The organism is Nocardia miyunensis NBRC 108239 (assembly GCF_001613065.1).
GTDB lineage: Bacteria > Actinomycetota > Actinomycetes > Mycobacteriales > Mycobacteriaceae > Nocardia > Nocardia miyunensis.
On record NZ_BDBQ01000023.1, the window covers coordinates 55,065 to 78,369 of the forward strand.

A 23,305-nucleotide genomic window follows, 5' to 3' on the forward strand; every position below is an offset into this window, starting at 1 on the left:
GTGATGGTGCGTTCGGCAGTTCAGAATTCGAGGTCGGACCACGGGATATGAATGGGAAAGGGGAATTTCGTGCTGATCGCCGCCGAGTCCTTCGGTACCCATTTTCCGGTGAGCAGGTAGTTGGCCGGGTAGAGGGGATGGACGCCAGCGGGCAGGTCGCCGTGGGTGCTTTCCAGGGCGAAGATGCGGATCATGGCGATCGCGCTCTGTTCTCGCTGCAGTGTGACTTCCCAGTACCAGGGGATCCCCGCCCGCGCGTAGCGGGCCCGCTTCTCGTCCATATCGGCCTGTGAATTCGACGGCGACAAGACTTCGCCGACCAGGAGTACGTCTGCGGCACGGACATCTTGATAGGGGTTCGGCAGGCACCGAGTGACGAGAAAGTCCGGGGTCACGAAATCGGATTTCCCCCTCGAGCCGAAGAAGATATTCGTTTCGGTGTGCGCTCGCCAACACTGTTCCGGGTCTGCGGACATCGCTTCCCGGGCGCACCGGCGCAGTCCGCTCCACAGCAGGTTGGTGAACTCCTGATGTTCAGCCGGACCTCTTCGCAACCAGACGACGCGACCTTCCCACAGCTCGATCTGACCGGCAATCTCGTCCGGCAATTGTTCGAGCTCCTCCCACGTCATGTACTCGGGGAGGTCGGGCCGTTCGACGTGCGGATGGGACATGCCTCGATCGTAGTCGCGATGCGGAGTTACCGGCTGCGCTCCGCGTTGTCCTCAGGTGGCGATGCGGTCCGGTTGCGCGGTGTCGCTCGGGACGGCCGTGGTGCGCAGCGTCTTCAACACGGTGACCATTTCTCGCACCTCATCGGTGGAGAAGAGGGCTTCCGGGCCGGTGGGGGCGAGCGATCGGAAGGGGGGCTTCCACAGGGCGCCGACATCCACGATGCCGTTTTCGGCGATCACATCGATGAGCAGGTTCAGGAAGTGGAGCTGGTTGGCGGAGAGGTTCTTCCCGGCCTGGAACTCGTCGAAGGCAGCGGCGGCGGTTTCGCGATCGAGACCGGTCAACCCGCGTAGAAACAGGCCCAGCCCGCCGTGCTCGGTTTTGACAGTGGATCGCGACAGTCGACCGCACACATGCCCTGCAGAAGCACGGTTTGTTCGCAAACCAGAACTCCGCATGCAAACTGCGGAACTCGTTCACGATCGATACTGTTACTCGATTCTTCGATCTGGACTAGACCGGCATGCGCTCCGCGCTTTGAGGTCCGGTGCCGCGAGGAGATCCGTAAGGCGACCAAGTCGATCGCGTAGTTCGAGCTGCGCGAGGGTGTGCCGTCCGCACGCGGTGTACCGCAAGTTCGGCCTGTGCCGTGTGTGCCTGCGCGAGATGGCGCACCGCGGCGAGCTGCCGGGCGTGCACAAGTCCAGCTGGTAGTTCGTACCGGATCTGAACAAACGCCGGCCCCGTGCCGACAACAGCGAGAGCCCTGGCACAGCGCATTGCGCTGTGCCAGGGCTCGCGTATTTTCATCGGCGCGTGATCGCGACGCGTAAAACGCGTTGATATCATCGGTGTGCGACCGTTTCACGACGTGGATTTCTCGCGGCGAACGCGAACCATCAGCGCGGGAGGTGGTCGGTGAGCGCCAGGGCGTTCGGCCGCTACCAGCTGCAAGAGCTGATCGGTGAGGGTGGCATGGGCCAGGTTTGGCGGGCCTACGACACCGTCACCGATCGGATCGTGGCCATCAAGGTGCTGCCGGAACATTGTGCGAGCGATCCCAATTTCCGGGAACGATTCCGGCGCGAGGCGCACGACACCGCCCGGCTGCGGGAACCGCATGTGATCCCGATCCATGGCTACGGCGAAATCGATGGTCGCTTCTACCTGGACATGCGCCTGATCGACGGCATCGATCTGAGAACCCTGCTGAAACGCGACGGTGCCATGCAACCGAAGACGGCGGTCGCGGTGATCGCGCAAGCCGCGTCGGCGCTGGATGCGGCACATGAGCAAGGTCTGGTGCACCGCGACGTCAAACCGTCCAACCTGCTGGTCAACGACAGCGGTTTCGTGTACCTGATCGACTTCGGCATCTGCCGCTCGGCCGAGGATCCCCGGCTGACCCGAACCAGCACGATGATCGGCACCCTGGCCTATATGGCTCCGGAGCGATTCACCGACGACGTCGTCGACGGCCGATCGGATGTGTATGCCCTGACCTGCGTGTTGTGCGAATGCCTGACCGGAACCCCGCCGTACCCGGGTACCAGTGCGGAACAACAGATCGCGGCACATCTGACCGCCGAACCCCCCGCGCCGAGCCTGCGGCGGTCCGACCTGCCGGGCGGGTTCGACCATGTCGTCGCCCGCGGCCTGGCGAAAAGCCCGGACGACCGCTACTCGACCGCCGGAGAGCTGGCCGTCGCCGCCGGTACCGCGCTGGCCGACACGCCGCCGACGGTCCCGGCGACACCGTTACCGAAACCGTCCGAGCATCGCTTCCTGGCCTCGCTTCGATCGAATCGAATGCAGCGCACCCGACTCGCACAACGACGGAAACGTCCTGTCATCAGGGCGATGGTGGTCGCGGTCGCGGTGCTGATCGCCGCTGCCGCGGTGGCGGGACTGTGGCGGCTGAGCCACGGGGCCTCGCCCACAGTCGCCTTCGACGGCAAGTATGGAGTCACCTATACCCACCAGACCGTGAACGGGAAGCCGGTCGAAGCCGCCACCGATACCCGGGTGTGGTCGGTCCGGTCGCGCTGCCCGCCGCACAGCGACCGGTGCGTGGCCTCGATCACCAGCGAGAATCCGAGCGTTCCGGGGAGTGCTCCGACCCAGTTCGTCGCCGACTATCGCGATGGCGCGTGGATGGTCACCAGAGAGGTGAAACCTTGGCCCGATAACGATTGCATCAGCCCGATCACCCACGCACCGCAGATGGTTCAGGGATGGCAGCAAGTGGCACTACGGTCGTCCGGATCGCAGTGGACGGGAACGTACCGGGGCTATGTCGGCGGGCCCTGTGTATATGCCCAGGAGAGTGGGATGGCACTGTCCCGCCTCGGCAACATCGACTCCAAGGTCCACGTCGCCGCACCCGAGGACATCCCCGCTCCCGTCGATCCGCCGCCGACGGCGATGAACGGGACCTACAAGGTGACCATCACCTACAGCCCGACCCCGGAAGTTCCGAATCCTCCTGCGCCGGAACAGTTTCGGCAGCGATACGACACCATCTGCCTACGCACGGGCGATCGTTGCGCGGCGACGACCCTGTCCGACCCGAGCGCGGATCCCCGCGCGGATCCGCGTGCCGTCTTCGCTCCGATGCTCGTGTACGCGGGCGGAACATGGGGCATCGTCTACGACACTCCTTATCCCTGCTACAACGATTCGAACGAGCCCCACACCACCGCGACCATTCGCTGGAATCTGGTCCGATCCGATACCAGTCCGGATTCCGCCGACTCCTTCACCGGCACGTGGTCCCGCGACAAAACCGCCCCCTGTCCCGCGACCAGCCACGCTACCGTCGACATGCGGCCCGTCGGGTCGATCGGTCTGCACCCGGCCCTCGCCCCGACGATGCCGACCACCGGACCTATCCAGTCACCGTGACTCAGGCGGGCGTATCCGCCGATATCAGACCGGAATGACGGTCAGCAGGTTTTCGATTCCTTTGAAATCGGCTGCGTTGCGGGTGTACAGCGGGAGATCGTTCACCGATGCCACGGCGGCGATCATCAGATCCACCTTGCGCGGCTTGGGGTTTCGGCCTGCCGCGATGACGAGTTTGGCCATCGAGGTGAATCGGCGGGCTGCGGCCGGGCAGAATGGAATCGGTTCGAAGATGTGCTCGAACTCGAGCATTCGTTCGGTCCGCAGGGCAAGTACCGCCGGGGTTGTCGCCATGGCGATCCCCAGCCCGAGTTCGGCTATGGTCAGCGTGCTGATCTGTGGTTGTACGGGCAGGTCGGCGGCATCGATGGTGCTTATGTCGATCAGCACGCAGGTGTCCAAGAGCCCGGCCGGAAGTTGGGCAGGTGCCTCAGTCATCGAGGCGGTCCTCGCCGAAGGCGGCGTCCACCTCCGCGCGTTCCTCGGCGCTGCCGGCCAAGTGAGCGAAGCGGGCGACGCGGGCCTTGAGTTCGTCGGCTGTGACGGTTCGCCGCGGCGTGATCGGCCGGAGCTCGCCCACGGGCCGCCCGTTGCGGGTGATGACGAAATCTTCCCCAGCCTCCAACGCGTCCATCACGTTGGCGCTGCCGTTGCGTAACTCCGCCTGGGTGATCGTTTTCGTCATGACGGCAATGATAGCGTCCGATGCTATCTGATGCTATCGGCGTGGATCAGATCGGGTAGGTGACTCCGGTGAGTTGTTCGGAGACGGTCCAGAGGCGTTGTTGGATGGACTGGTCGTAGGACAGGGGGCTGGAGGTGACCGGGCGGGGGTTTCCTCGGCTTTGGGTTCTGCCGTCGGGGCCGTAGTACTGGCCGCCGAGCACGCCGGGGTCGGTGGCGGCGCGCAGGCTGGGGAGCGCGCCCATCGCGGCGGGCTGGGCGATCAGGGGGACGACCAGGGGAGCGAGCAGGCGGATGGCGGCGGGGAGGTTGCGCATCAGTTCGGTATCGGCGGCGCCCGGATGTGCCGCTACGGCGATGGTGGTGGCCTCGGTGTGTGCGGCGAGGCGGCGCTGGAGTTCGTAGGTGAACATCAGGTTCGCCAGTTTGGCCTGGCCGTAGGCGGCGACCCGGTTGTAGGAACGCTCCCACTGCAGGTCGTCGAAGTGGATGTCGGCCATGATGCGGTGGCCGATACTGCTGACCGTCACCACGCGGGAGCCCGGAACCGGCAGCATCAGGTCCAGGAGCAGGCCGGTCAGTGCGAAATGGCCCAGGTGGTTGGTGCCGAACTGTAGCTCGAACCCGTCCTTGGTGGTCTGGTACGGGGTGTGCATCACGCCGGCGTTGTTGATCAGCAGATCGATCGTCGAATGCGCGGCGTGCAGGTCGTCCGCGGCGGCGCGTACGGATTCCAGTGATGTCAGATCCAGCTGCTGCACGCTCAGTCGCGCGCCCGGCACGGTGTCGGTGATGCGGGCGGCGGCCTGTTTGCCCTTCTCGACGTCCCGTACCGCCAGCACCACCGAGGCTCCGTGCGCGGCCAGTGCCCGCGTGGTCTCGAAACCCAGGCCGGTATTGGCGCCGGTGACGACCGCGACCCGGCCGTTCTGCGCCGGAATGTCACTCTCGGACCATTTGCTCATGAGTTCCTCCATTCCCGGAACCGCCGGTATTACAGACCGGCGGTCTCTTGTTGTGGTTCCGACGTTAAGAGACCATCGGTCTGTTGTCAATAGACCGACGGTCTGTAATATGACGATGTGGTTTTCCAGAGGGCGCGCAGTGCGGAGCAGCGGGAGATGCGCCGACGCGCGATCCTGGACGCGGCTGCCGCGATGCTCGACCAGATGCCGGTTGCCGACCTGACCCTGAACGAACTCAGCCGCCGCGTCTGCCTGGCGAAGTCGAATGTGTTGCGCTACTTCGAATCTCGTGAGGAGATCCTGCTCGAACTCCTGGACCGGGGATTGCGGGAATGCGTGAGTGAGGTCTCCGCGGAGGTATCCGGGATCGATCCGCGACTACCGGCTGCCGAGCGAGGCGCCCGGCTCGCCGCCGTTCTCGCTCGCGCGCTGGGAGATCGTCCCGTCCTGTGTGATCTGATCGCGGCGCAGCCGGGAGTGCTGGAACGCAACGTATCTCCCGAAGTGATCGTGCGCTACAAGCGTTCCGGCTACGACAACCTCGTGATCCTGGTCGATCGCGTCCGGGAACTGCTACCCGAACTCGGCGAGGGCGCGTGGATGGTGTGCACGATGTCGGCGATCCTGGCCGCCGCCCTGAGTGCGCACTCTCGGCCGTCGCCCAGCGTGCTCGCCGCCTACCAGTCCGATCCCACCCTGGCCGCGCTTCGTCTCGATCGGCCCACCACCCTCGAAAACGCCCTCGCCACACTGGTTTCGGGCGCTCTCGCCGGCGCGGGAAACCCGGACCGGTCCTGATCCTGGGACGGTTCGGTGCGCCGCCGACGCTCAGATCGGGGGTAGGTGGCAGATCTGGATGAGTTCGCGGTCGCGGGTGCGGGAGACCAGGAGGCCGCGGCCCGGGGGATATTTGGCGGGTTTGACGTCGCCCAGCAGGACGCCTTCGTCCCTGGGAGTGCTCATCAGGAGGGCGTCCACGGACATGTCCTTCATGGGGCCCAGGACATTGTCGTAGAGGGCTCGGCCGGCGCCGCCCGAGCGTCGGGCGATGATCACGTGCAGGCCGATGTCGCGTGCCTGCGGGATCAGGTCGAGCAGGGCGACCAGAGGGTTCTTGGAGGCCACCATGTCGTAGTCGTCGACGATCACGTATACCTCGGGACCGGTCCACCAGCTGCGTTCGCGCAACTGCTGGGGAGTGATGTCGGAGCCGGGGATGCGCTCGGACACGAAACCCGCGACCTCCCCGAGCATTCCGATCGATGTCTGCGAGGACGTCGAATAGCCCGCCAGGTGCGGCCCTTCCACCGCGCCCAGCATGGTGCGGCGGTAGTCGACCATGATGATCCGCGCGTCGTTCGGGTGCGTGTTCTCCGCGATGCCCATCGCGATATTGCGCAGCAGGGTGGTTTTGCCGCAGCCGACGTCCGCGAATGCCATCAGGTGCGGTTGTTCGTCGAAATCCAGGATCAGCGGCTGCAATTCGGACTCGCCCAGACCGATCAGCACGCGCTTGTTGTCCAGCGTCAACCCCTGGTCCCGAACTGCGGCAAGCGCCTGCTCGCGCGGGATCCGCAATGGCAGCATGCGCACGTCGGGGGCCCGGCGTCCCGGGTACGTCCGGATCAGTTCGGCCTTCGCCGCGCCCACGCCGTCGGACAGCGTGTCCGGGTCGGTGGAGGAGTCCAGCCGGGGCAGCGCCAGCAGCATGTGCAGTTTGGCTTTGGTCATGCCGCGACCGGGCCGGTTGAGCGGAACGGCCACCGCGGCACGGCGATCCATCTCCGAGTCGGACGGATCGCCCAGCCGCAGTTCGATGCGGGTGCCGAGCTGGTCCCGGACCACCGGGCGGATCTCCGCCCAGCGGTTGGCGCCGAGCACGATGTGGATGCCGTAGGACAGGCCGCGCGAGGCCAGCGACAGCACATGCGGTTCGATGGCGCCGAATTCCTCACGGAACGCCGCCCAGCCGTCGATCACCAGGAAGACGTCGCCGAACAGGTCTTCCGAGAGCGGGTCGCCCGCCCGCTCGGATTCGGGCAGGTTCGCCAATTCGGCCTTGCGCCTGCGGAAATCGCGCATGTTCTCGATGCCCAGCGCCAGGAACCGGGCCTCGCGCTGGCGCAGCAGCGTGATGAGTTCGGCGACGGTGCGGCGCACCCGGTCACCCTCGAGCCGGCTGGCGGCCGAACCGACGTGCGGCAGATCGCGCAGACCGGCCAGGGTGCCGCCGCCGAAGTCGACACAGTAGAACTGCACCTGCTCGGGGGTGTGGGTGGCGGCCGCGGCCATGACGACGGTGCGCAGCGCGGTGGACTTGCCCGACTGCGGGCCGCCGACCACGGCCACGTGGCCCTGCGCGGCGGACAGATCGATGATCAGCAGATCGCGTCGCTGCTCGTACGGCTTGTCGACGATGCCGATCGGCATCCGCAGCTCGCCATTGCCGCCGGACGAACGCCAATCCGGTTCGAGCAGAAGCATATCCACCGACGGGGAGATGTCCAGCGGCGGCAGCCAGACCTCGTGCGCGGGGCGGCCGTGGCCGACGAGCCGGTCGACGACCACCTGCAGCACACTGCGTTCGGGCCCGGCCTCCTCCGGCTCGGCGGCCAGTTCGGCCAGATCCGGCAGTTCGACCTGGACCGGGGCGGGCGCCTCGTGGATCGCCACCGGAGCGGCGGTGAACACGTCCACCGTATCGGTCAGGGCCGCGGCGCCGAGCGTTCGCGGCCCGGTGCTGACCGGGGCCACGTACGGCCCGGAGACATAGCTGCCGTTGAAGCGCATCGGGTCGGCCGAATCGCTCTTCAGATAGGCCGAACCGGGCTGGCTGGGCAGGTGGTAGGCGTCGGTGATGCCCAGGACCTGCCGGGATTCACTGGCCGAGAAGGTGCGCAGGCCGATGCGGTAGGACAGGTGCGAGTCCAGCCCGCGCAGCCGGTTCTCCTCCAGTCGCTGCGAGGCCAGCAGCAGATGCACGCGCAGCGAGCGGCCCAGGCGGCCGATCATGACGAACAGTTCGGCGAAATCCGGCTTCTGCGTGAGCAATTCGGTGAACTCGTCGACGATGACGAACAGCGCGGGCAATGGATCCAGCGCCGCGCCGTTGGAGCGGGCCTTCTCGTATTCGGTGACGTTCGCGAAATTGCCTGCCGCGCGCAGCAGTTCCTGGCGGCGGTTCATCTCACCGGCCAGCGCGTCGCGCATCCGGTCGACCATCGAGAGTTCTTCCTCGAGGTTGGTGATGACCGCGGCCACGTGCGGCAGCGGATCCAGGCCCAGGAACGTCGCGCCGCCCTTGAAGTCGACCAGCACGAGGTTCAACAGGTCCGGGGAGTGCGTGGTCACCATCGACAGCACGAGGGTGCGCAGGAATTCGGATTTACCCGAACCCGTTGCGCCGATGCACAATCCGTGCGGCCCCATACCGTTCTCGGCGGCCTCCTTGATATCGATCTCCACCGGCTGACCGTCCGGCGTGATCCCGATCGGCACCCGCAGCCGCTCCCGCGCCGAGCGGGGACGCCACACCGTCGCGGCTTCGATCTTCGCCGCGTCCGGGATCTTCAGCAGCGACATCAGGCCCGGGTCGGTGATGGTATCCGCGTCCAGGTCGACGATCTGGCTGGCGGTGGCGGTGCGATAGCGCGCCATCCCCCGGGCGAAGGTCGTGCTCTCGGACAAGCCGACCATGTCCGGACCCGCGAATCGCTCTACCGTGCCGCCCGTGCGGGCCCCGATGACGCCATCCTCCACGACCAGTTGCAGGCCGCGGCGCGCGGCCAGGCCGGACTGCGGCGCGGTCAGATCCAGCACGGTCACCGAGTCCAGGCCGGTTTCACTGACGACGCGTTCGGAGCCGCCGACGTAGCCGTCGTCGATCACCACCGCCAGATGGACGCGACCGGCGGTGGGTGGCGTGTTGCGCAGGAACCGGCCGCGTTCGAGCAGGTCCTCCGACAGCGCGTCCTCCAGTTCGGTCAGCGACTCGTAGAGCATCCGGGCCGAGCCGATGCCGTCCTTGTGTTGCCGATGTTGCACGTGCGGAAGCCATTTCGCCCACGCCCAGTGTTCCGCGTCGGGATCGGCGGTGACGATCGCGATCCCCAGGTGATCGGGACCGTGAAAGATGGTCAGTTCCATCAGCATCGCGCGGACCAGGGCGCGCCCGTACTCGCGCGGGCCCTCGATATTGATCGCGGGGAAGGCGCGCAGCGAGATCGCGGTCGGCAGCCGGTGCACCACCGAATGGGTGCGGACGAACCGCCGCAGCGCCACCGTCGCGACCGGCTCGAGGTCCTCCAGCGGCCCGGTTTCGGGCCGGGCGAGCTTGGTGGCGATGCGGTGACTGCCCACACCGATGCGCACGTGCCCGAAGTCGGGGTCGTTGGGGCGGCGTTCCCACATGCGCCGAGAGCCGATGAGCGAGTGCAGATCTCGTGGATGCGGGTGGCTCCAGGTGAGCGCCTCGCGCTGGGACATGCCGGTGTTGCGGACGTCCCTGCGCAGTTGCTCGAGATAGCGGAAGTAGTCCTTGCGCTCCTCGTTGAGTTCGGCCGAGCGCTTGCCGCCGCCTCCGGCGCGACCGGCGAACATGCCGACCATCGACATCAGCATCATCATCGGAAACATCATGGTCAGCGGGTTGCTCAGCATGGCCTTGCCGCCCATGGTGAACATCATGCCGACCATGCCGAGCATCGCGACCACCATCACCAGCGGCATCAGCCGCTGCCACAGCGGATTCGGGATCGGCGCGGTGATCTCCGGCGGCGCGTCCAGGATCACCTCGCCGCCCGGCGAACGGGGCGGGGCGATCCGGGCCATCCGGACGAAACCCTGTGTGGGCATGGCTAATTCCTCACTGGTCGTCACCGGGTAGTTCGAGCGGGCGGCGCTGCGCGCGGCGGAACGGAATCGATACCGCCAGCACGATCGCGAGCAGGATCAGGCAGGCGCTCGCGCCGCCGATCGCGATGCGGCGCGGCAGCGGGTTCACCCACGGCGGCGGAGCGGGCGCGGGAATCGCTTGTCCGGCATTGGCTTTCGACGCGTCGGCGGAGGCGGGCAGTTCGGCGGTGAGCGCGGCCACCGGATCGATCAGCCCGGCGCCCATGCGGTCGTCGCGGCCGTCGCCGGGCGCGTGCGCCGTGCGCACGATGCGGTCGATGACCTGCGCGGCGGACAGTCCGGGGAAACGCGCGCGCACCAGCGCGGCCAGTCCGGCGACGAACGCGCTGGAGAAGCTGGTGCCGTCGACGGGTGCGACCGTGCCGTCTGCCTGCGGGGTGCCGTTGATCAGGCCGGTGCCGCCGGGCGAGCTGTCCAGCGACATCAGGTTCGTGCCCGGCGCGGCCACACTCACCCAGGGGCCGTAGAGCGTGAATCCCGAAGGCGCGCCGTCGGATTCGATCGAGCCGACCGACAGCACATACGGTGCGAACCAGGCCGGGGTCGCGATGGTTCTGACCGAATCCCATCCGGTGGTGCCGTTCTGAGTCTTGCACGCGCCCTGGCTCTGCAGGTTCCCGGCCGCGGCGACCACCACGACGTTGTGGTCGGCCGCGTATTTCACCGCCGCACCCAGCGCGCCGTCGCCGGGATTCTGGCCCGCCCCGGAGCAGGACACCTCGGAGATGTTGATCACCGTCGCGTGCATGTCGACCGCGTGCACGATCGCGTAGGCCAGGGTGCTCACGTTCCCGAAGCCGCCGGCCGACATCTGGCCGGGGCGGTCCTGGCCGTAACTGTTCTTCGCCTCGTAGGCCAGGCTGGTCTGGCGGATGGACAGGATCCTCGCGTCCGGCGCGACGCCGGAGAACCGATCGCCGCCGTCGGGCGCGGGGTGCGCGGCGATGATGCCGGCCACCAGGGTGCCGTGTCCGTCGCAGTCCACGGTGCCGTCGGAGTTGGAGACGTAGTCGCCGCCGGGCACGATGCTCAGCCGCGGATGCCGGTTCACCCCGGTGTCGATCACCGCGACCAATTGTCCTGCGCCACGGCTGAATTCCCAGGCGCGGGTGAGCGCGAGCTCCCGCTGGACGGCCGGTTCGCCGGTCGGCGCGGGCCCGGTCCAGACCGGATGTGAGCACACCAGATGCTGTTCGGTGGGTTCCGGCGGCGCGACCGGCGCGTTGAGTACCAGGGCCCCCGGATCCACACCGGGTGGTCCGAGTGCCTGGGCGGTGCCGGTCGGTGCGAGAGCCAGGGCCAGCACCGCCGGGACGACGCCGAGGCGGCGGGTGATGGCGCGGGCGCGGGTGTCAGGCATTGCGCGCGAGGGAATAGATGTTCAGGAACCAGAACGCCAGCGGGCCGATGGCGCAGATGCACAGGTACTCCAGTATCTCGGCGGCCCGCTGCGTGACCGGCGATACGTTCGCCCGCGGGGCGACGACGCCCACGAGCACCGAGATCACCGCGAACACCACCAGTGCCCCGGCCGCGAACAGTGCCAGGCCGGTCATCCTCGTGCCCAGCAGGATCGGCAGGCCCACCAGGATGACGCCGCCGCCCAGCACCAGGGTCGCCGCCTGCGTCCGGTCGGCGAAGATGCGCGACCGGCGGCACAGCACCAACCCGGCCGCGGCCGCGATCACCGCGCCCTGCCAGCGATGATCGGCGGATACGGCCGCGGCCAGCGCCCCGGCCACGGCGGTCAGCGCGAGCCCGACGAGCATGCCGGTCTGGTAGTCGTTGGCCCGCTGGGAGCGCAGGTCCAATCCGACCGCCGAGGGGATCGTGGTCGCCCCGATGGCTCCGATGCCCTCGATGGTGGGCCGCAGTTCGTGGTCGCGCGGATCGATCGCGGCGCCGGCCGTCGGCACCGGCGGCACCGGCAACCGGGCCGCGGCCACCGCGATACGCGGGGTGAACGTGACGATCAGGATCGCGAACATCATCGCGACCACGCCGACCTTCGGAATCGGGAAGTGCCACAGCGTGATCGCCCCGGCGACGGCGGTGCCCAGCGTCGCGGTGGTGATCAACGTGGTGAAAACGGCTGTGCCCGTGCCGATCAGGCGCAGCATCAGCACGGACAGCAGCAGGGTGGCCGCGCTGCCCAGCAGCAGATTCGGCGCGCCGAAACCGCCGGGCACCAGCGCGGCCGCCGAGCCGCCGCTCAGCGCCAGACCGCTCACCGACAACGCCGTCGCGGTCGGTTTGTCGGCGTACATTCGCGCGACGAGCGTCGCGGCCACCAGGGCCAGCAGTCCCAGACCGAGACCGGCGAACCCGGCGACCAGGCCCGCGCCGTGCACCGCGGCCACCGGCAGCAGCAGCGCCGCGCCGATACCGCCCGCGATCGCCGCGGCCCGCCCGGCATCTCCCGCGGAGTCGGAAGTCCAACTGTGCGAGGCATTTTCGGTCAGGCGGGCGACCGCGTCGATGACGTCGTCGAAGAGCGCGGGCGCCTCGACGGTCTCCAGTTCGCGCAGGATCAGCAGTTCGCCGTCGAATACGTCGGCCTCGGTCAGGGTCCGATCCGGGTCGATCGGTTCGTGCCCCAGCCGCGACAGCGTCCAGTGCTCGGCTCGCAGCGCGGCGTCGCCGTCCTCGCGCTCGGACGGGTTCGGATTGCGAGAGGCGATGAGCGCCACCACTTCCGGAATGAAGTTGGCGACCGGGATCTCCGCGGGCAGTGCCAGGTCGACCTGGGTGTTGCCGCCGATCACCGATACCCGGCACAGTTGCGGCTCGACGGTTGACGGCTCGATCACAGGCCGTACTCCCGTGCGGTCGAGGTTGTCCGATGGTCCACTGCGGTACCTCCAGAGTTGCTGTGCGGTAAGCACTTCGGCCGTTGGTGCGGGGGCTGCGTCATCCGAATCGTGGTCCCCAGGCGCCGACCGGCAGGTCGAGTCCCGCGGCGGTGTGCAGGACGCCGTCCAGGACACCGGTCATAGGGCGGCGGGAGATGACGTCCCAGGCCGCGGCCTCGAGCCGGACTCGGGCCGCGTCGTCGCGGACCAGTTCGACGCAGGCGTCCACCAGATTCCGATAGGGGACCCCGACGATGCCGTCGCCGAGCTCGTCATCGTCGTCGGCGGGGCCGACCTCGGCGACGACCGCCTTGCGGTTGGTCATCAGGTAGCCGACGCGCACCGATTCCAGTGCCCGATATTCGCTCTGCGCGTGCAGGTTCAGCACGACCTTGGCGCGGGCGATGATCGGATCCAGCTCATCTGTCCAGATGCCGCTGATGTGGACGGTATGCAGACCGGCGTCGCGCAGCGCGGCGATGGTCTGCCGTCGGCGTGGGGTGGTGCTGCCGTAGAACAGCACGTCGATGTCCTGCTCGGGCACCGGGACGACGCGCTCGAGCAGCGGGTGGTGGCCCATGGGGACGTAATGCGCGTGCACCCCCCGCACGCGCAACTGCTCGACATTGTGCCGCGAGTAGTCCCACACGATATTGCGGCGCAGCATGTCCGGCTGCACGTGATTGTTCCGCAGGGTCCGCTCGGACACCGGTTCCAGCTGATAGACGACCGAGGTGTCCGGGAAGCGATGCGCCGCGACGTAGTGGCCGAACACCACATCGACGCTGTCGGGATCCGGGCCCCCGGCGTTCACCGTGGTGTGGCCGAGATCCCGCAGGGCGGCGGCGACGGCGATCATCACGTCGTCGAAGACCGGTACGCCGGGTTCGGCCACCGAGAGGGTGACGTTGAACCGCATCGCCGTCTCCACCTGGGCCGTGTCAACCACGCGGACCCCAGGCGCCGGCGAAGGGATCGAGCGGTTCGGCGGTGTACATGACCCGTTCGAGGACGTCGGTGATACTGCGGCGCGAGATGGTGGCGAAACCCTTGGCCGCCAACTCGATTCGCGCGTCGTCGTCGCGGACGAGGTCGACGCAGGTGTCCACCAGCCGGGGGAAGCGGACACCGGCGATGCCCTCGCCCAGCTCGTCATCGTCGTCCTTGTGGTTGACCTCGGCGACGACCGCCTTGCTGTTGCTCATCAGATATCCGACCCGCACCGACTCCAGCGGGTGATAGTCCGAACGTCCGTGCATGCTCAGCACGACCTTGGCGCGGGCGATGATCGGGTCCAGTCGCCTGCCGAAGGTGTCCTCGCGGTACTCCACCTTCAGCCCGGCCCGGCGCAAGGCGGACAGGATCCCCATCCGCCGCGGCGTGCGGAAGCCGTAGAACAGCACGTCGATATCCTCTTCGGCGACGCGGGGGACGCGTCGCAGGGCGGGATGGTAGCCGACGGGCACGTAGTGCGCTTCGATGCCGTGATGGCGCAGCTGCTCGATGTTGTACCGGGAGTAGTCCCACACCACGTTCGAGCGCAGCATCGCGAGCGGGAGGTGGCCGTTGTCCTTTCGCCAGTCGCACACCGGTTCCAGCTGATAGAGGATCGAACGTCCCGGAAACGCCTGCGGCTGGGCGAAATAGGCGAACAGCAGGTTGATCCGGTCGGCATCGAACCCGCGCCGGTCCACGACGGTGTGGCCGAGATCGCGCAGGCCGTGGCCGATGGTCTGCATGATCTCCGAATAGACCGGGAGGTGGGTGTTCGGTGGCAGGGTGAGGTTGAAATGCATGCGGTTGGTTCTCCGGAAATAAGATGCGCTCAGTGGTGGCCCCGGATGCCGGCCACCGGGTCGAGCGCCTCGGCGGTGTGCAGGACCCGGTCGAGAACGCCGGTGACCGGGCGTCGCGAGATGACCGCGTGGCCCGCGGCTGCCAACTCGGTCCGGGCCGCGTCGTCGCGGACGAGATCGACGCAGGTGTCCACCAGTTGGTGATAGGGGACGCAGGCCATGCCCTCGCCCAGTTCGTCATCGTCGTCGCGGTGATTGACCTCCGAGACCACGGCCTTGCGATTGCTCATCAGATAGCCGACCCGTGCGGACTCCAATACTCGATATTCCTTGTGCGCGTGCAGGTTCAGGACCACCTTGGCGCGCGCGACGATCGGGTCCAGCGCCGCGCCGAAGGTGTCGTCGAGAAATGTGACGTTCAGCCCGGCCCGGCGCAGCGCCGAGACGATGGCGAGCCGGCGCGTGGTGGGAAAGCCGTAGAACAGCACGTCGATGTCCTGCTCGGCGACCGGCACCACGCGCTCCAGGCTCGGGTGATAACCGATGGGCACGTAGTGCGCCTCGATTCCGTGGTGGCGCAGTTGAGTGATGTTGTGCCGGTTGTAATCCCACACGACATGCGCGCGCAGCGCGTCCAACGGCACCTGTCCGAGTCCGATCCGGTAGCTGCACACCGGCTCCAGCTGATAGACGATCGAGCGCTCCCGGAATCTGTGCGGCGCGGCGAAGAGGCCCACCACCACATCGATCGCCCGGGGATCGGGTCCGCCCGCGTTCACGGTGGTGTGCCCGAGGTCGCGCAGCCCGCCGTCGAGGGCGAGCATCACGTCGTCGTACCAGGCCCGGAGCCGGTTCGGATCGGACAGGGTGACGTTGAATCGCATTGCCGCGGACCTAGATCGTGTAGAAGCCGTCGCCCCACAGGGTTTGCAGCCGCTGGAAGTAGTAGTCGTACTGCTTGGCGGCCACCTCGGTGGAGAACTTGGACACCGCGTAATCGCGGATGCCCTGATAGTCCAGTTTGTCGACCGAGGCGGCCGCATCACAGAACTCGCGCATCGTGCGGCAGCGGTATCCCTGCACGCCCTGCTGCACCGTCTCGCAGAACGCACCCCAGTCCGTGGTGATCACCGGTGTGCCGCACAGCATCGCCTCGGCGTGCACGCCGCCGAACGGCTCCAGATACAGCGTCGGCACGAAGACTCCCCGCGCGCGGCTCATCAGCTCACCGCGCTTCTCGACGTCGACGACCCCGACGTATTCGCCGTACTCCGGCGGCCGGCCGGCCCCGGCGACAACGAGTTTGGCGTCCAGCCGCTTACAGGTGTCCACGGCGATCTGATAGCCCTTGGCCTCGATCAGGCGTCCGATGAACAGGAAGTAGTCGTCCTTCTCCGCCGAGTACGGGAAGTCGTCGACCTCGAAGTAGTTGGGGATCACCGTGTCGTAGAACTGGCCGCGGTCGGACATGATCTTCTGTACCGAGCTGCGCGCGCCGTGCACCGCGTGCATCCAGGAATAGCTCTCGAACACCCGGTACTTGGAGAAGACGCCGCTGTACCCGACGCCGTACTCGACGGTCTGCAGGTCGGGGAAGGCCTCACCCAGCGGCTGCTGACCGCCGCCGCCGATGGCGCAGATGATGTCGCGCGGCTGTTTGCGTTTGGAGATCTCGGCGATGGTGCGGGCGTTGGCGATCAGCCAGTGCCGCTCGTTGGAGTTCCAGTTGAACCAGCCGAAGCCGTCCTCGAGTGTCTTCTCGCCGAACCACTCTCGCTGATCGGCCTTGCTGGCCACGGTGATCAACTCGGTGCACGCGGCCTCGTTGTCCTCCGAGGCGTACAGGTACACCTCGTGGCCGAGGCTCATCATCATGTCGCAGAACTTGCGCACCTTCTGGGTGTAGGCGCAGGACGAGTAGTACTTGGTGGTCTGGGTGTGGGGCAGTCCGGCTACGTGGAATCTCATCTGCTCACTCGTGCTGGTCGGTGGTGGTCGGGTGCTCTTGCGTCGTGCTGCGGTGCGGGCGGTGTTCGAGCGCGCGATCACCGCCTGCCAGGGGGTGGTCCGCCGGGGGCGGGCGGTGCTCCGCCGGGCGGATCGACTCCCGCGGCGGCCAGGGTGTCGTGGGCTACCAGCGCGGATTGCCGGTCCAGCATCGGGCCCGCGGGCAACCGGCCGACGATCTGCCAGGGCGCCGGTTTCGGATCGGTCAGGCCGAGCACTGCCGCGGTGGCCGCGTCGGGAATGCCGAATCGCACTCCGGTATCGGTGATGTAGAACAGCACCTCGCGTCGCGTGCTGTCCGGCGCGATATCGGTCACCTGGACGTATTCGCCGGTCGACGGCGGGATGTAGGCCATGTCGGTGTACTGCCCGTGCCCACCGGCGACCAGGGTGACCGGATGCATGTCCGCATCGAGGGGGACCTGCCTGCCCATGAGCAGGCTCAGCCGTGCGGCGGGATCGTGCGTGCCGCGAGACCAGTACGCGCAGGCCACCGGCTGGTCGTCGGCGGAGACGATGTGCGGCTGCTGCGCCGGGAACCGGTCCACCGCGAGTTCGTCGACCACCGGTACGCCCGCGAGCGCGTCCGGCGGGACCTTCACCATGTCGGCTTGGCCCATCGAACCGGCGGTGCGCACGACCTGCGCGGCGAACGGCGAGAGCTTCTGCACGCCGTCCCGCAGCACCACGTACAGCGCGGTGTTGCTGGTGCCGTCGACCCGAATCACCGCTCCGACAGCGACATTCGGCCACCGCACCGGTCCGGGATCGCCCGCGCCCGGGATCGTGGGGGCGGTGAGGTCCGGCGTCGCCACGGTGGCGTTGAGCAGGCTGTCGCTGATCGGCCGCGGTCGCAGGCCGCCCAGTCCCAGGGCGGCCACGATCGCGGTGCTGTTCATATCTATCCGGGCGCGTTCGCCGTTGTAGAGCAGGTAGGTCGAGTTTCTGCTGGACGCCAGCAGCGCCTCGTCCGCGCCCACCTCGCGGGCGGCCGCGCCGAGCTGCGGCGGACCCGACAGGACGGTGGTCTTCAGCTCGGTGGACACGTCGTCGCACAGCGTCCAGTCGGACCGGCCGTGGTCGGCAGAGCCCGGAAGTGCCGCGGGCACACCGGGAATGCCGAGTAGCGGCCCGCGTGGCATGCCGGCCAGCTTGCTGTCCTTCACCGAGGTCGGCGCCGCGTTGCTGCCGGTGATCAGGCGCGCCGAGGCCAGGTTGAGCACCGGGTGCAGGGTCTGGTCGACCAGGGCGTAGAGCGCGCCGCTGTCCGAACCCATGATGATCGTGGCCTCGCCGACCTGTCCCTGCGGACGCAGGAACGACAGCACCGCGCAGCCTCCGGTGAACAGCAGTGCCAGCACCAAACCCGTGATGAAGGAACGGTATTGGATGCGCATGGGGTCGTGCAGCATGCGCACGTCGCGACGGACCAGCGCGTGATCGAAACGCTGTAACAGGAATCGGTAACCATTGACCTGCGCTCGGGTGGTCAACTGTCCGGGCACTGCATACTCCTCCACCAAGCCCACGGTCGCGCATGAACGGTCCCACGGTCGCGCGCATAACTGCCGGGCATGTGAGAGGCTACAGTAATTAGGGGGTGAATGCCGATGGGAGGCAACCCGAATGGGCAAACTTGCAGCGATGCCACAGCAAACTTTATCGGCGAATGAAACTATTTCCTCACAGGAGGCGCAAAAACTCCTCACAGGAATTACCAATGTCTTCACAGGAATTGATTTCATTGAAATTCGGTGAGTCCGCTGTATTCCGGTGGTTGCCGCCCTCGGTGGTCCTGCCCGCCACCGCCTGCGGTGCGGCGGCGGGCGCGCTGGTCACCGCGCTGCACGGGCCGCCGGCGGCGGCGATCGGGGCCGGGGTCGTCGTGGCCGGGCTGGGAACGCCGCGGGTGCGGGGCATGAACATCTGGCGAATCCTCGTGATGCGCTTGGCATTACGGTGGCGCAACCGGCGTCGGGGCGGTGCGGCGGCGCGGCACGAGGCATTCGACGTGCCGGTTCCCGAGGTCGGCCAGCGATACGGGATGCGTTGGGACGGCCGGTTTCTGATCACCGTGCTGCAGATGGAACCGACCATCGTCGCGCCGACGCTGCTGTCTCCGAGGGAGATTCGCGCCGTAGACCAGGTGCCGCTGCAGGAGGTGGCGCGCTGCCTGTCCCAGTTCGACATCCGCCTGGCCGCCATCGACGTCGTCGCGCTCGGGGTCCGCGCGCGCGGCGGTGACGAGGCGGTTCGGATCTACGAGCGGATGCTCGGGCCGCTGCCCGCGACGTCCTCGCGCACGGTGTGGCTGGTGCTGCGCTTCGATCCGCAGGACAACGCCGAGGCCATCGGCAGTCGCGGCGGGGGAGCCGAGGGCACCGCCCGCACCGCGGTGGTCGCCACCCGCCGCGTCGTCAATCGCCTGGCCAGGCACCGTGTCCGGGCCCGCGTGCTGACCGCCGCCGAGATCTCCGCCGCCGGGGCCGCCGCCCGGTACGACACCGATCCGGCCGAGTGGCACGAGCAGTGGCAGGCATTGCGGCGCGACGAGTTCGAGCTGGCCGGATACGCCATCGCGCCGGATCGGCTCGATTCCGATGTGCTGGCCGGTATCTGGGCGGTTCCCGGACTGTCCACCATGGTCCGGCTGCGGATCAGCCCGGCCGATGCGGACGACGCCGCCCGCGAGACGGGTGGCCGGGTCGCGCTCACCGCGCTCGTCCGGCACGACACCGTCGGCCCGGTCGATGAGCAGGTGCGAACCATGTTGTCCGGAATGGGTTTACGACCGCTCACCGGTGAGCAGCGGCGGATACTGCTGGACGGCGGCCAGCACGACGCCGCCGTCTACGGCGTGCCCGCGACCCTGGCCCGGCTGGCCGTGCCGTCCGGCGGGTGCGGGCAGGTGATCGGTGCGACCGCGGACGGATTCGGCGTCGCGGTACCGCTGTTCGGGCCCGCGGTGCGGCACGTGGAGATCGTCGGGCGTCTGCTGCTGGCGCAGCAGGGGGTCGTGCGGGCGATGGCGTTGGGCGCGCGGGTGATCGTGCACAGCGCGCGGCCGCAGGAGTGGATGCACCTGGTCCAGCGGGTGGGCCGGCCCGAATCGTTGTCGGTGTCGCACCCCGGCGGGGGCGCACAGCACACCGCGGCGGCGACGATGATCGTCTACGACGGCGTCGACTCCGCCGGACAGGTGTCGGAGGCCACCGTGGTGTACGTGCGTCCCCCGGGGACGGCGCTGTCCGAGACGATCCTCGCCGCCGATGTCGCCCTCATCGAGTCCGACGAAGAGCCCGATCTGGTGGAAATCCGCACTGCGGTAGGGGATTACACGGTGCGGATCGTATCGATCCCGGACGAGTTGCGGTACCTGTCGGGCGAATATTCCCCGGCCGCGGGGCCCGTGCGCGCCGCGCCGCGGCCGGAGACGCAGGCCGTCCCGGCCGGATGAGGCGTGGAACGGTGTGGGCCCGTCACCTTCGGGTGACGGGCCCACGCGCGTTCCGGGTGATCTACCAGGAGAAGTCGTCCGCGACCTTGGTGTCGGTGGACTGTGCCCGGGACAGCGCGTCCTGGACGTGCTGCGTGCCCTTGGACAGGGTGTTGAGCAGGTCTTCCAGGTCGGTCATCAGGCTGTCGTGCTTCTGTTTGAAGGTGGCCGAGGCGCCGTTGTCGGTGCCGGAGGACCAGCCCTCGCTCAGCAGGTTGTTCGCCGCGTCCTGAGCGTTCTGCTTCTCGGTGGTGATCGACTTGTTGTAGCTCTGCAGCTCGCTGACGAGGTTGTCGATGGTGCTGCTGTTGTACAGCATCGTGCCGCTCATGAGGGAATCCGTTCTCGAATCTGGTTGTCGGCTGGGCGTTTTCACCGGCCTGGCCGGTGGTGACCCGGGATCAGCTGTAGTTGCTGGACAGCGAGGTGAAGCCCGAGGAGGTCTCGTTGTCGGACGAGGAGATGGTCTTCTCGCCCGTGTTCAGTGCCTCGGAGACCTGGTTCAGGTCCTTGTTCACCTGGCTGATCTTGTCCTCGAGCTGGGTGGCGAAGTTGTTGAACGCGGTGTAGGCGTCGCCCTCCCAGCCGGACTTCGCGGACTCCACCGAATCGCGCAGCTGGTCGATGGTCTTGTTGATCGGCTCGATGACCGAGGCGTACGCGTTCGCGTACTTCTGGAATGTGTCGAAATCAAGATACTGAGTTGTCATGTGGGATCCTTTCGGGTGCTGAACAGGTGACCGCCGGTGCGGCATGCTCCGGACGAAATCTGGTAGCTGCCGGTCGATTCCGGCATCGGGCTCGGGTGAGAGTTACGGCATCCACCTGCCTTCCGGCAGCGATTCGATCAGCGTGGCGATCACCTGTGCTGCGCGGTGATCGCTGCCCGGGGCGAGCGTGGTCCAGGTCCGGCCGTCGGCGGTGATGCTGCCGCCGCCGATGATGCGACCGGCGGCCGTGTCGTACACCGCGGCCGCGGCGGGGGATCGCACGGCGAGGCCGTCGCGATGGCTGTAGCAGACGATCTCGGCCGTCGAACGTCGTTGGCACAGAGCCGCTCCGAAGGCCACCGCGGCGGCGTCCGGGATGCCGAGGCGGTACGCGGCCTGCGCGTAGCCGGTATCGGTGCCGTCCGCGGTGTCGAGCCGCTGCGCCAATTCGTCGGTCGGTGCGCTGAACGCCGGGAAATCGGCGGGCGGGCACGGTCCCAGCACGGTCAGCAGCGGGCGAGTCAGGGCCGACGGATCATCGTCGGCCCAGACGGTGCGTACCTCCAGTTCGTCACCGGTGCGGACCGCGACGGCGTGTTCGCGCCCGCGGCGGACCAGGCAGAACCGAACCACCGACGCGCCACCGGCCTTGTCGCCGCGAATGATTCGCGCGGACAGCTCGCTCTCGGGCCGGGCGAGGGCGAACAGCGCGGTCGCCAGGTCGTCGTCGAGAAGGTCTCCGACGCGGTCCAGTACGCCGCGTTCGCGCAGGTCGGATACCGCGGTGTGCCGGGCCGCGACGAGCTGCTCGTGGTCGGCGTGCCGGGGACGCACCGCCAGCGCGGTCGGCAGGGTCTGGATGTCGAGTGCGGCCGCGACGGCCAGCGCGCCGTCGGTGGTGAGGGTGGTCATCAGCCCTCCGGATTCGTCGTGGCCGGATCCGCGCCCCGCGTCGCGGCCGACCCGCTACCGCCCAATACCGCTGGTGCGGTGGCGAACCCGGCGCTGAGGGTGATCTTCTCGGCCGGGTCCTCGGCGTCGGACGCGCCCGCGCGCGGTGTGGGTGTGTGCGTGGCGGGTGCGCCGGGCGTCGCGGGGGGCGACACCAGCGGAGTGCTGGTGACGGGGTGCGACTGGACCGCCTGAACGGGCGTCGTCGCCGTCGCGGCGGGCGCGGTGCCTGCCATCGGCAGCGCGGGTGTCATGGCCAGTGCCTCGCCGCCGACCGGGACCATCGGTGTCGACGGGATGGATTGCAGGGCGGACAGATCCGGCTGCACGAGATCGCTCATCGCATGCTCCAGCGGCGGCGGGGCGGCGGCCGTCTGCTCGGCGGGTTGCGCGCTCTTCGCGCTGCTGTTCGATTGTTCGGCAAGCAGATTCGCGCCCGCGGACACCTCCGGCGCGCGATTGTGCTGCCACGGGTGGGCCAGCTGCTCGCTGGCGGTCTCGTACGACCGCATCGCTCGCGCGGCCTGCTGCTGGACATCGTCGAGTCGATGCTCGGCGGTGTCCAGCAGGCCGGCCAGCAGGGCGCCGGGCAGCAGGCCGTGCAACAGGTCCTGGGCCGCGTGGATCGTCTGATCCACCTGCGCGAGTTGCGGAACGGTGTTTCGGGCGAGCTGGTACGCGGCCGCCTGCCGACCGGCGATCGCGGCGTTGGACTGGGCCGCGGCGGCGATCCCGTCCAGCCACTCGGCCAGCGCGGCGAGCTGATTCAAGCCGTCCGCGCTGGAGGAGGAGGTCCACGCGTCACCGAGGACCGACAGCACGGCACGGAATTCCGTTGCGGCCTCGGTCAATCCGGCGGCGAGGCCGGAATAGGCGAGTCCGGCCTCGGTCATCGGGGTCGCGCCGGAGCCCGTGGTCACCTCACGCACCAGCTGTTCGGGTGGGACCGCCTCCCACACCGTGCCGGTGAAGCCGGGCCGTGGTGGTTCCAGCATCGTGATCACCCGTGCCAGGTCAGGCCAGGGCGCGGAACGCGTCGACGGCCTCGTTGTCGGTGTCGCCGAACGAGTTCGAGTGTGTCCGCAGATTGGCGGCGATCTTGCGGAGCTCGTTCGCGCCGGTGAGATACGACTGCTGGAAGGAGTCGCCGACCCGGTCGAAGGTCCCCGCCACATGCCGTGACACCGGATCGAGGGCGGCGGTGGCCGGACTGAGCGAGGGGTGCGAATCGCGCAGGCGCCCCTCCAGCTGGTCGGCCAGCGAGTCCAGTCGCCCGGCGGCCTGACGTGCCAGTTCGTGATCGAAAGCGAGCTTGTTCACGGGACTCTCCTTGGGTCGGAGCGGATATCAG

The 23,305-nt window shown here is 68.0% G+C and carries 22 protein-coding genes; 4 read left to right on the forward strand and 18 right to left on the reverse strand.

Annotated features, from left to right (window positions below):
- Positions 1 to 20: 20 nt before the first annotated feature.
- Positions 21 to 674, reverse strand: a complete 654-nt coding sequence (locus NM2_RS10185; protein WP_067666990.1) for a Uma2 family endonuclease — start codon at positions 672 to 674, stop codon at positions 21 to 23.
- A gap of 51 nt (positions 675 to 725) precedes the next feature.
- Complete coding sequence (locus NM2_RS10190; RefSeq protein ID WP_084530662.1) at positions 726 to 1,133, reverse strand: type I restriction-modification enzyme R subunit C-terminal domain-containing protein; 408 nt, start codon at positions 1,131 to 1,133, stop codon at positions 726 to 728.
- Between the two features lie 40 nt (positions 1,134 to 1,173).
- Between NM2_RS10190 and NM2_RS10195 the strand changes: the two genes are divergently transcribed.
- On the forward strand, positions 1,174 to 1,389 hold the full coding sequence (locus NM2_RS10195; protein ID WP_067667044.1) for an uS14 family ribosomal protein: 216 nt from the start codon (positions 1,174 to 1,176) through the stop codon (positions 1,387 to 1,389).
- 204 nt (positions 1,390 to 1,593) lie between these two features.
- Positions 1,594 to 3,579 carry a serine/threonine-protein kinase gene (locus tag NM2_RS10200; RefSeq protein ID WP_067666994.1) on the forward strand — a complete coding sequence of 662 codons (1,986 nt, stop codon included), beginning with the start codon at positions 1,594 to 1,596 and terminating at the stop codon, positions 3,577 to 3,579.
- A gap of 24 nt (positions 3,580 to 3,603) precedes the next feature.
- Here NM2_RS10200 and NM2_RS10205 read toward each other — a convergent pair whose 3' ends face one another.
- The 3 genes from NM2_RS10205 to NM2_RS10215 are packed head-to-tail and all read right to left on the reverse strand — an operon-like array spanning position 3,604 to position 5,228.
- A complete protein-coding gene (locus NM2_RS10205) occupies positions 3,604 to 4,017 on the reverse strand; it encodes a type II toxin-antitoxin system VapC family toxin (protein WP_067666996.1) in 414 nt (137 codons plus the stop codon).
- Positions 4,010 to 4,264 carry a type II toxin-antitoxin system Phd/YefM family antitoxin gene (locus NM2_RS10210; RefSeq protein ID WP_067666998.1) on the reverse strand — a complete coding sequence of 85 codons (255 nt, stop codon included), beginning with the start codon at positions 4,262 to 4,264 and terminating at the stop codon, positions 4,010 to 4,012. The genes NM2_RS10205 and NM2_RS10210 overlap by 8 nt, the downstream gene beginning before the upstream one ends.
- Positions 4,265 to 4,310: 46 nt before the next feature.
- Complete coding sequence (locus NM2_RS10215; RefSeq protein WP_067667046.1) at positions 4,311 to 5,228, reverse strand: SDR family NAD(P)-dependent oxidoreductase; 918 nt, start codon at positions 5,226 to 5,228, stop codon at positions 4,311 to 4,313.
- 117 nt (positions 5,229 to 5,345) lie between these two features.
- On the opposite strand from NM2_RS10215, the gene NM2_RS10220 reads away from it, so the two are divergent.
- Entirely contained in the window at positions 5,346 to 6,026 is a 681-nt protein-coding gene (locus tag NM2_RS10220; protein ID WP_067667000.1) for a TetR/AcrR family transcriptional regulator, read from the forward strand.
- A gap of 30 nt (positions 6,027 to 6,056) precedes the next feature.
- On the opposite strand, the gene eccCa is transcribed toward NM2_RS10220, so the two are convergent.
- From eccCa to eccB, 8 genes are all read right to left on the reverse strand, one after another.
- Positions 6,057 to 10,082: a type VII secretion protein EccCa gene (eccCa, locus tag NM2_RS10225; RefSeq protein ID WP_067667002.1), complete on the reverse strand. Its 4,026-nt coding sequence runs from the start codon at positions 10,080 to 10,082 to the stop codon at positions 6,057 to 6,059.
- Between the two features lie 10 nt (positions 10,083 to 10,092).
- Positions 10,093 to 11,502, reverse strand: a complete 1,410-nt coding sequence (gene mycP, locus NM2_RS10230; protein WP_067667004.1) for a type VII secretion-associated serine protease mycosin — start codon at positions 11,500 to 11,502, stop codon at positions 10,093 to 10,095.
- On the reverse strand, positions 11,495 to 12,952 hold the full coding sequence (eccD, locus tag NM2_RS10235; protein ID WP_218025886.1) for a type VII secretion integral membrane protein EccD: 1,458 nt from the start codon (positions 12,950 to 12,952) through the stop codon (positions 11,495 to 11,497). Before eccD ends, mycP begins: the two co-directional genes overlap by 8 nt.
- 100 nt (positions 12,953 to 13,052) lie before the next feature.
- A complete protein-coding gene (locus tag NM2_RS10240; RefSeq protein ID WP_067667007.1) occupies positions 13,053 to 13,943 on the reverse strand; it encodes a CgeB family protein in 891 nt (296 codons plus the stop codon).
- A complete protein-coding gene (locus tag NM2_RS10245) occupies positions 13,936 to 14,790 on the reverse strand; it encodes a hypothetical protein (RefSeq protein WP_067667009.1) in 855 nt (284 codons plus the stop codon). The genes NM2_RS10240 and NM2_RS10245 overlap by 8 nt, the downstream gene beginning before the upstream one ends.
- Positions 14,791 to 14,819: 29 nt before the next feature.
- Positions 14,820 to 15,674, reverse strand: a complete 855-nt coding sequence (locus NM2_RS10250) for a hypothetical protein (RefSeq protein WP_067667011.1) — start codon at positions 15,672 to 15,674, stop codon at positions 14,820 to 14,822.
- Between the two features lie 10 nt (positions 15,675 to 15,684).
- Positions 15,685 to 16,758, reverse strand: coding sequence for a glycosyltransferase (locus NM2_RS10255; protein WP_067667013.1), 1,074 nt, complete (start codon positions 16,756 to 16,758; stop codon positions 15,685 to 15,687).
- Between the two features lie 77 nt (positions 16,759 to 16,835).
- On the reverse strand, positions 16,836 to 18,302 hold the full coding sequence (eccB, locus tag NM2_RS10260; protein ID WP_067667049.1) for a type VII secretion protein EccB: 1,467 nt from the start codon (positions 18,300 to 18,302) through the stop codon (positions 16,836 to 16,838).
- Positions 18,303 to 18,517: 215 nt separating this feature from the next.
- Between eccB and eccE the strand changes: the two genes are divergently transcribed.
- Complete coding sequence (gene eccE / locus NM2_RS10265) at positions 18,518 to 20,254, forward strand: type VII secretion protein EccE (protein WP_067667015.1); 1,737 nt, start codon at positions 18,518 to 18,520, stop codon at positions 20,252 to 20,254.
- 61 nt (positions 20,255 to 20,315) lie between these two features.
- Here eccE and NM2_RS10270 read toward each other — a convergent pair whose 3' ends face one another.
- From NM2_RS10270 to NM2_RS10290, 5 genes are all read right to left on the reverse strand, one after another.
- A complete protein-coding gene (locus tag NM2_RS10270) occupies positions 20,316 to 20,624 on the reverse strand; it encodes a hypothetical protein (RefSeq protein WP_067667017.1) in 309 nt (102 codons plus the stop codon).
- Positions 20,625 to 20,694: 70 nt separating this feature from the next.
- A complete protein-coding gene (locus NM2_RS10275; protein WP_067667019.1) occupies positions 20,695 to 21,003 on the reverse strand; it encodes a WXG100 family type VII secretion target in 309 nt (102 codons plus the stop codon).
- Between the two features lie 102 nt (positions 21,004 to 21,105).
- Complete coding sequence (locus tag NM2_RS10280; protein WP_067667021.1) at positions 21,106 to 21,915, reverse strand: ESX secretion-associated protein EspG; 810 nt, start codon at positions 21,913 to 21,915, stop codon at positions 21,106 to 21,108.
- Positions 21,915 to 22,949: a PPE domain-containing protein gene (locus tag NM2_RS10285; protein ID WP_157121014.1), complete on the reverse strand. Its 1,035-nt coding sequence runs from the start codon at positions 22,947 to 22,949 to the stop codon at positions 21,915 to 21,917. Before NM2_RS10285 ends, NM2_RS10280 begins: the two co-directional genes overlap by 1 nt.
- A 19-nt stretch (positions 22,950 to 22,968) precedes the next feature.
- Positions 22,969 to 23,274 (reverse strand): PE domain-containing protein, encoded by a 306-nt coding sequence (locus NM2_RS10290; protein ID WP_067667025.1) that lies wholly within the window; start codon positions 23,272 to 23,274, stop codon positions 22,969 to 22,971.
- Positions 23,275 to 23,305: the final 31 nt, after the last annotated feature.

Coding starts and splice junctions, on each gene's coding strand:
- NM2_RS10245 (WP_067667009.1), bottom strand. CDS start 14,790: ATGCATTTCAACCTCACCCTGCCACCGAACACCCACCTCCCGGTCTAT.
- eccCa (WP_067667002.1), bottom strand. CDS start 10,082: ATGCCCACACAGGGTTTCGTCCGGATGGCCCGGATCGCCCCGCCCCGT.
- NM2_RS10275 (WP_067667019.1), bottom strand. CDS start 21,003: ATGACAACTCAGTATCTTGATTTCGACACATTCCAGAAGTACGCGAAC.
- mycP (WP_067667004.1), bottom strand. CDS start 11,502: ATGCCTGACACCCGCGCCCGCGCCATCACCCGCCGCCTCGGCGTCGTC.
- NM2_RS10270 (WP_067667017.1), bottom strand. CDS start 20,624: ATGAGCGGCACGATGCTGTACAACAGCAGCACCATCGACAACCTCGTC.
- NM2_RS10255 (WP_067667013.1), bottom strand. CDS start 16,758: ATGAGATTCCACGTAGCCGGACTGCCCCACACCCAGACCACCAAGTAC.
- NM2_RS10285 (WP_157121014.1), bottom strand. CDS start 22,949: ATGCTGGAACCACCACGGCCCGGCTTCACCGGCACGGTGTGGGAGGCG.
- NM2_RS10190 (WP_084530662.1), bottom strand. CDS start 1,133: ATGCGGAGTTCTGGTTTGCGAACAAACCGTGCTTCTGCAGGGCATGTG.
- NM2_RS10210 (WP_067666998.1), bottom strand. CDS start 4,264: ATGACGAAAACGATCACCCAGGCGGAGTTACGCAACGGCAGCGCCAAC.
- NM2_RS10185 (WP_067666990.1), bottom strand. CDS start 674: ATGTCCCATCCGCACGTCGAACGGCCCGACCTCCCCGAGTACATGACG.
- eccE (WP_067667015.1), top strand. CDS start 18,518: ATGTCTTCACAGGAATTGATTTCATTGAAATTCGGTGAGTCCGCTGTA.
- NM2_RS10215 (WP_067667046.1), bottom strand. CDS start 5,228: ATGAGCAAATGGTCCGAGAGTGACATTCCGGCGCAGAACGGCCGGGTC.
- NM2_RS10205 (WP_067666996.1), bottom strand. CDS start 4,017: ATGACTGAGGCACCTGCCCAACTTCCGGCCGGGCTCTTGGACACCTGC.
- NM2_RS10280 (WP_067667021.1), bottom strand. CDS start 21,915: ATGACCACCCTCACCACCGACGGCGCGCTGGCCGTCGCGGCCGCACTC.
- NM2_RS10250 (WP_067667011.1), bottom strand. CDS start 15,674: ATGCGATTCAACGTCACCCTGTCCGATCCGAACCGGCTCCGGGCCTGG.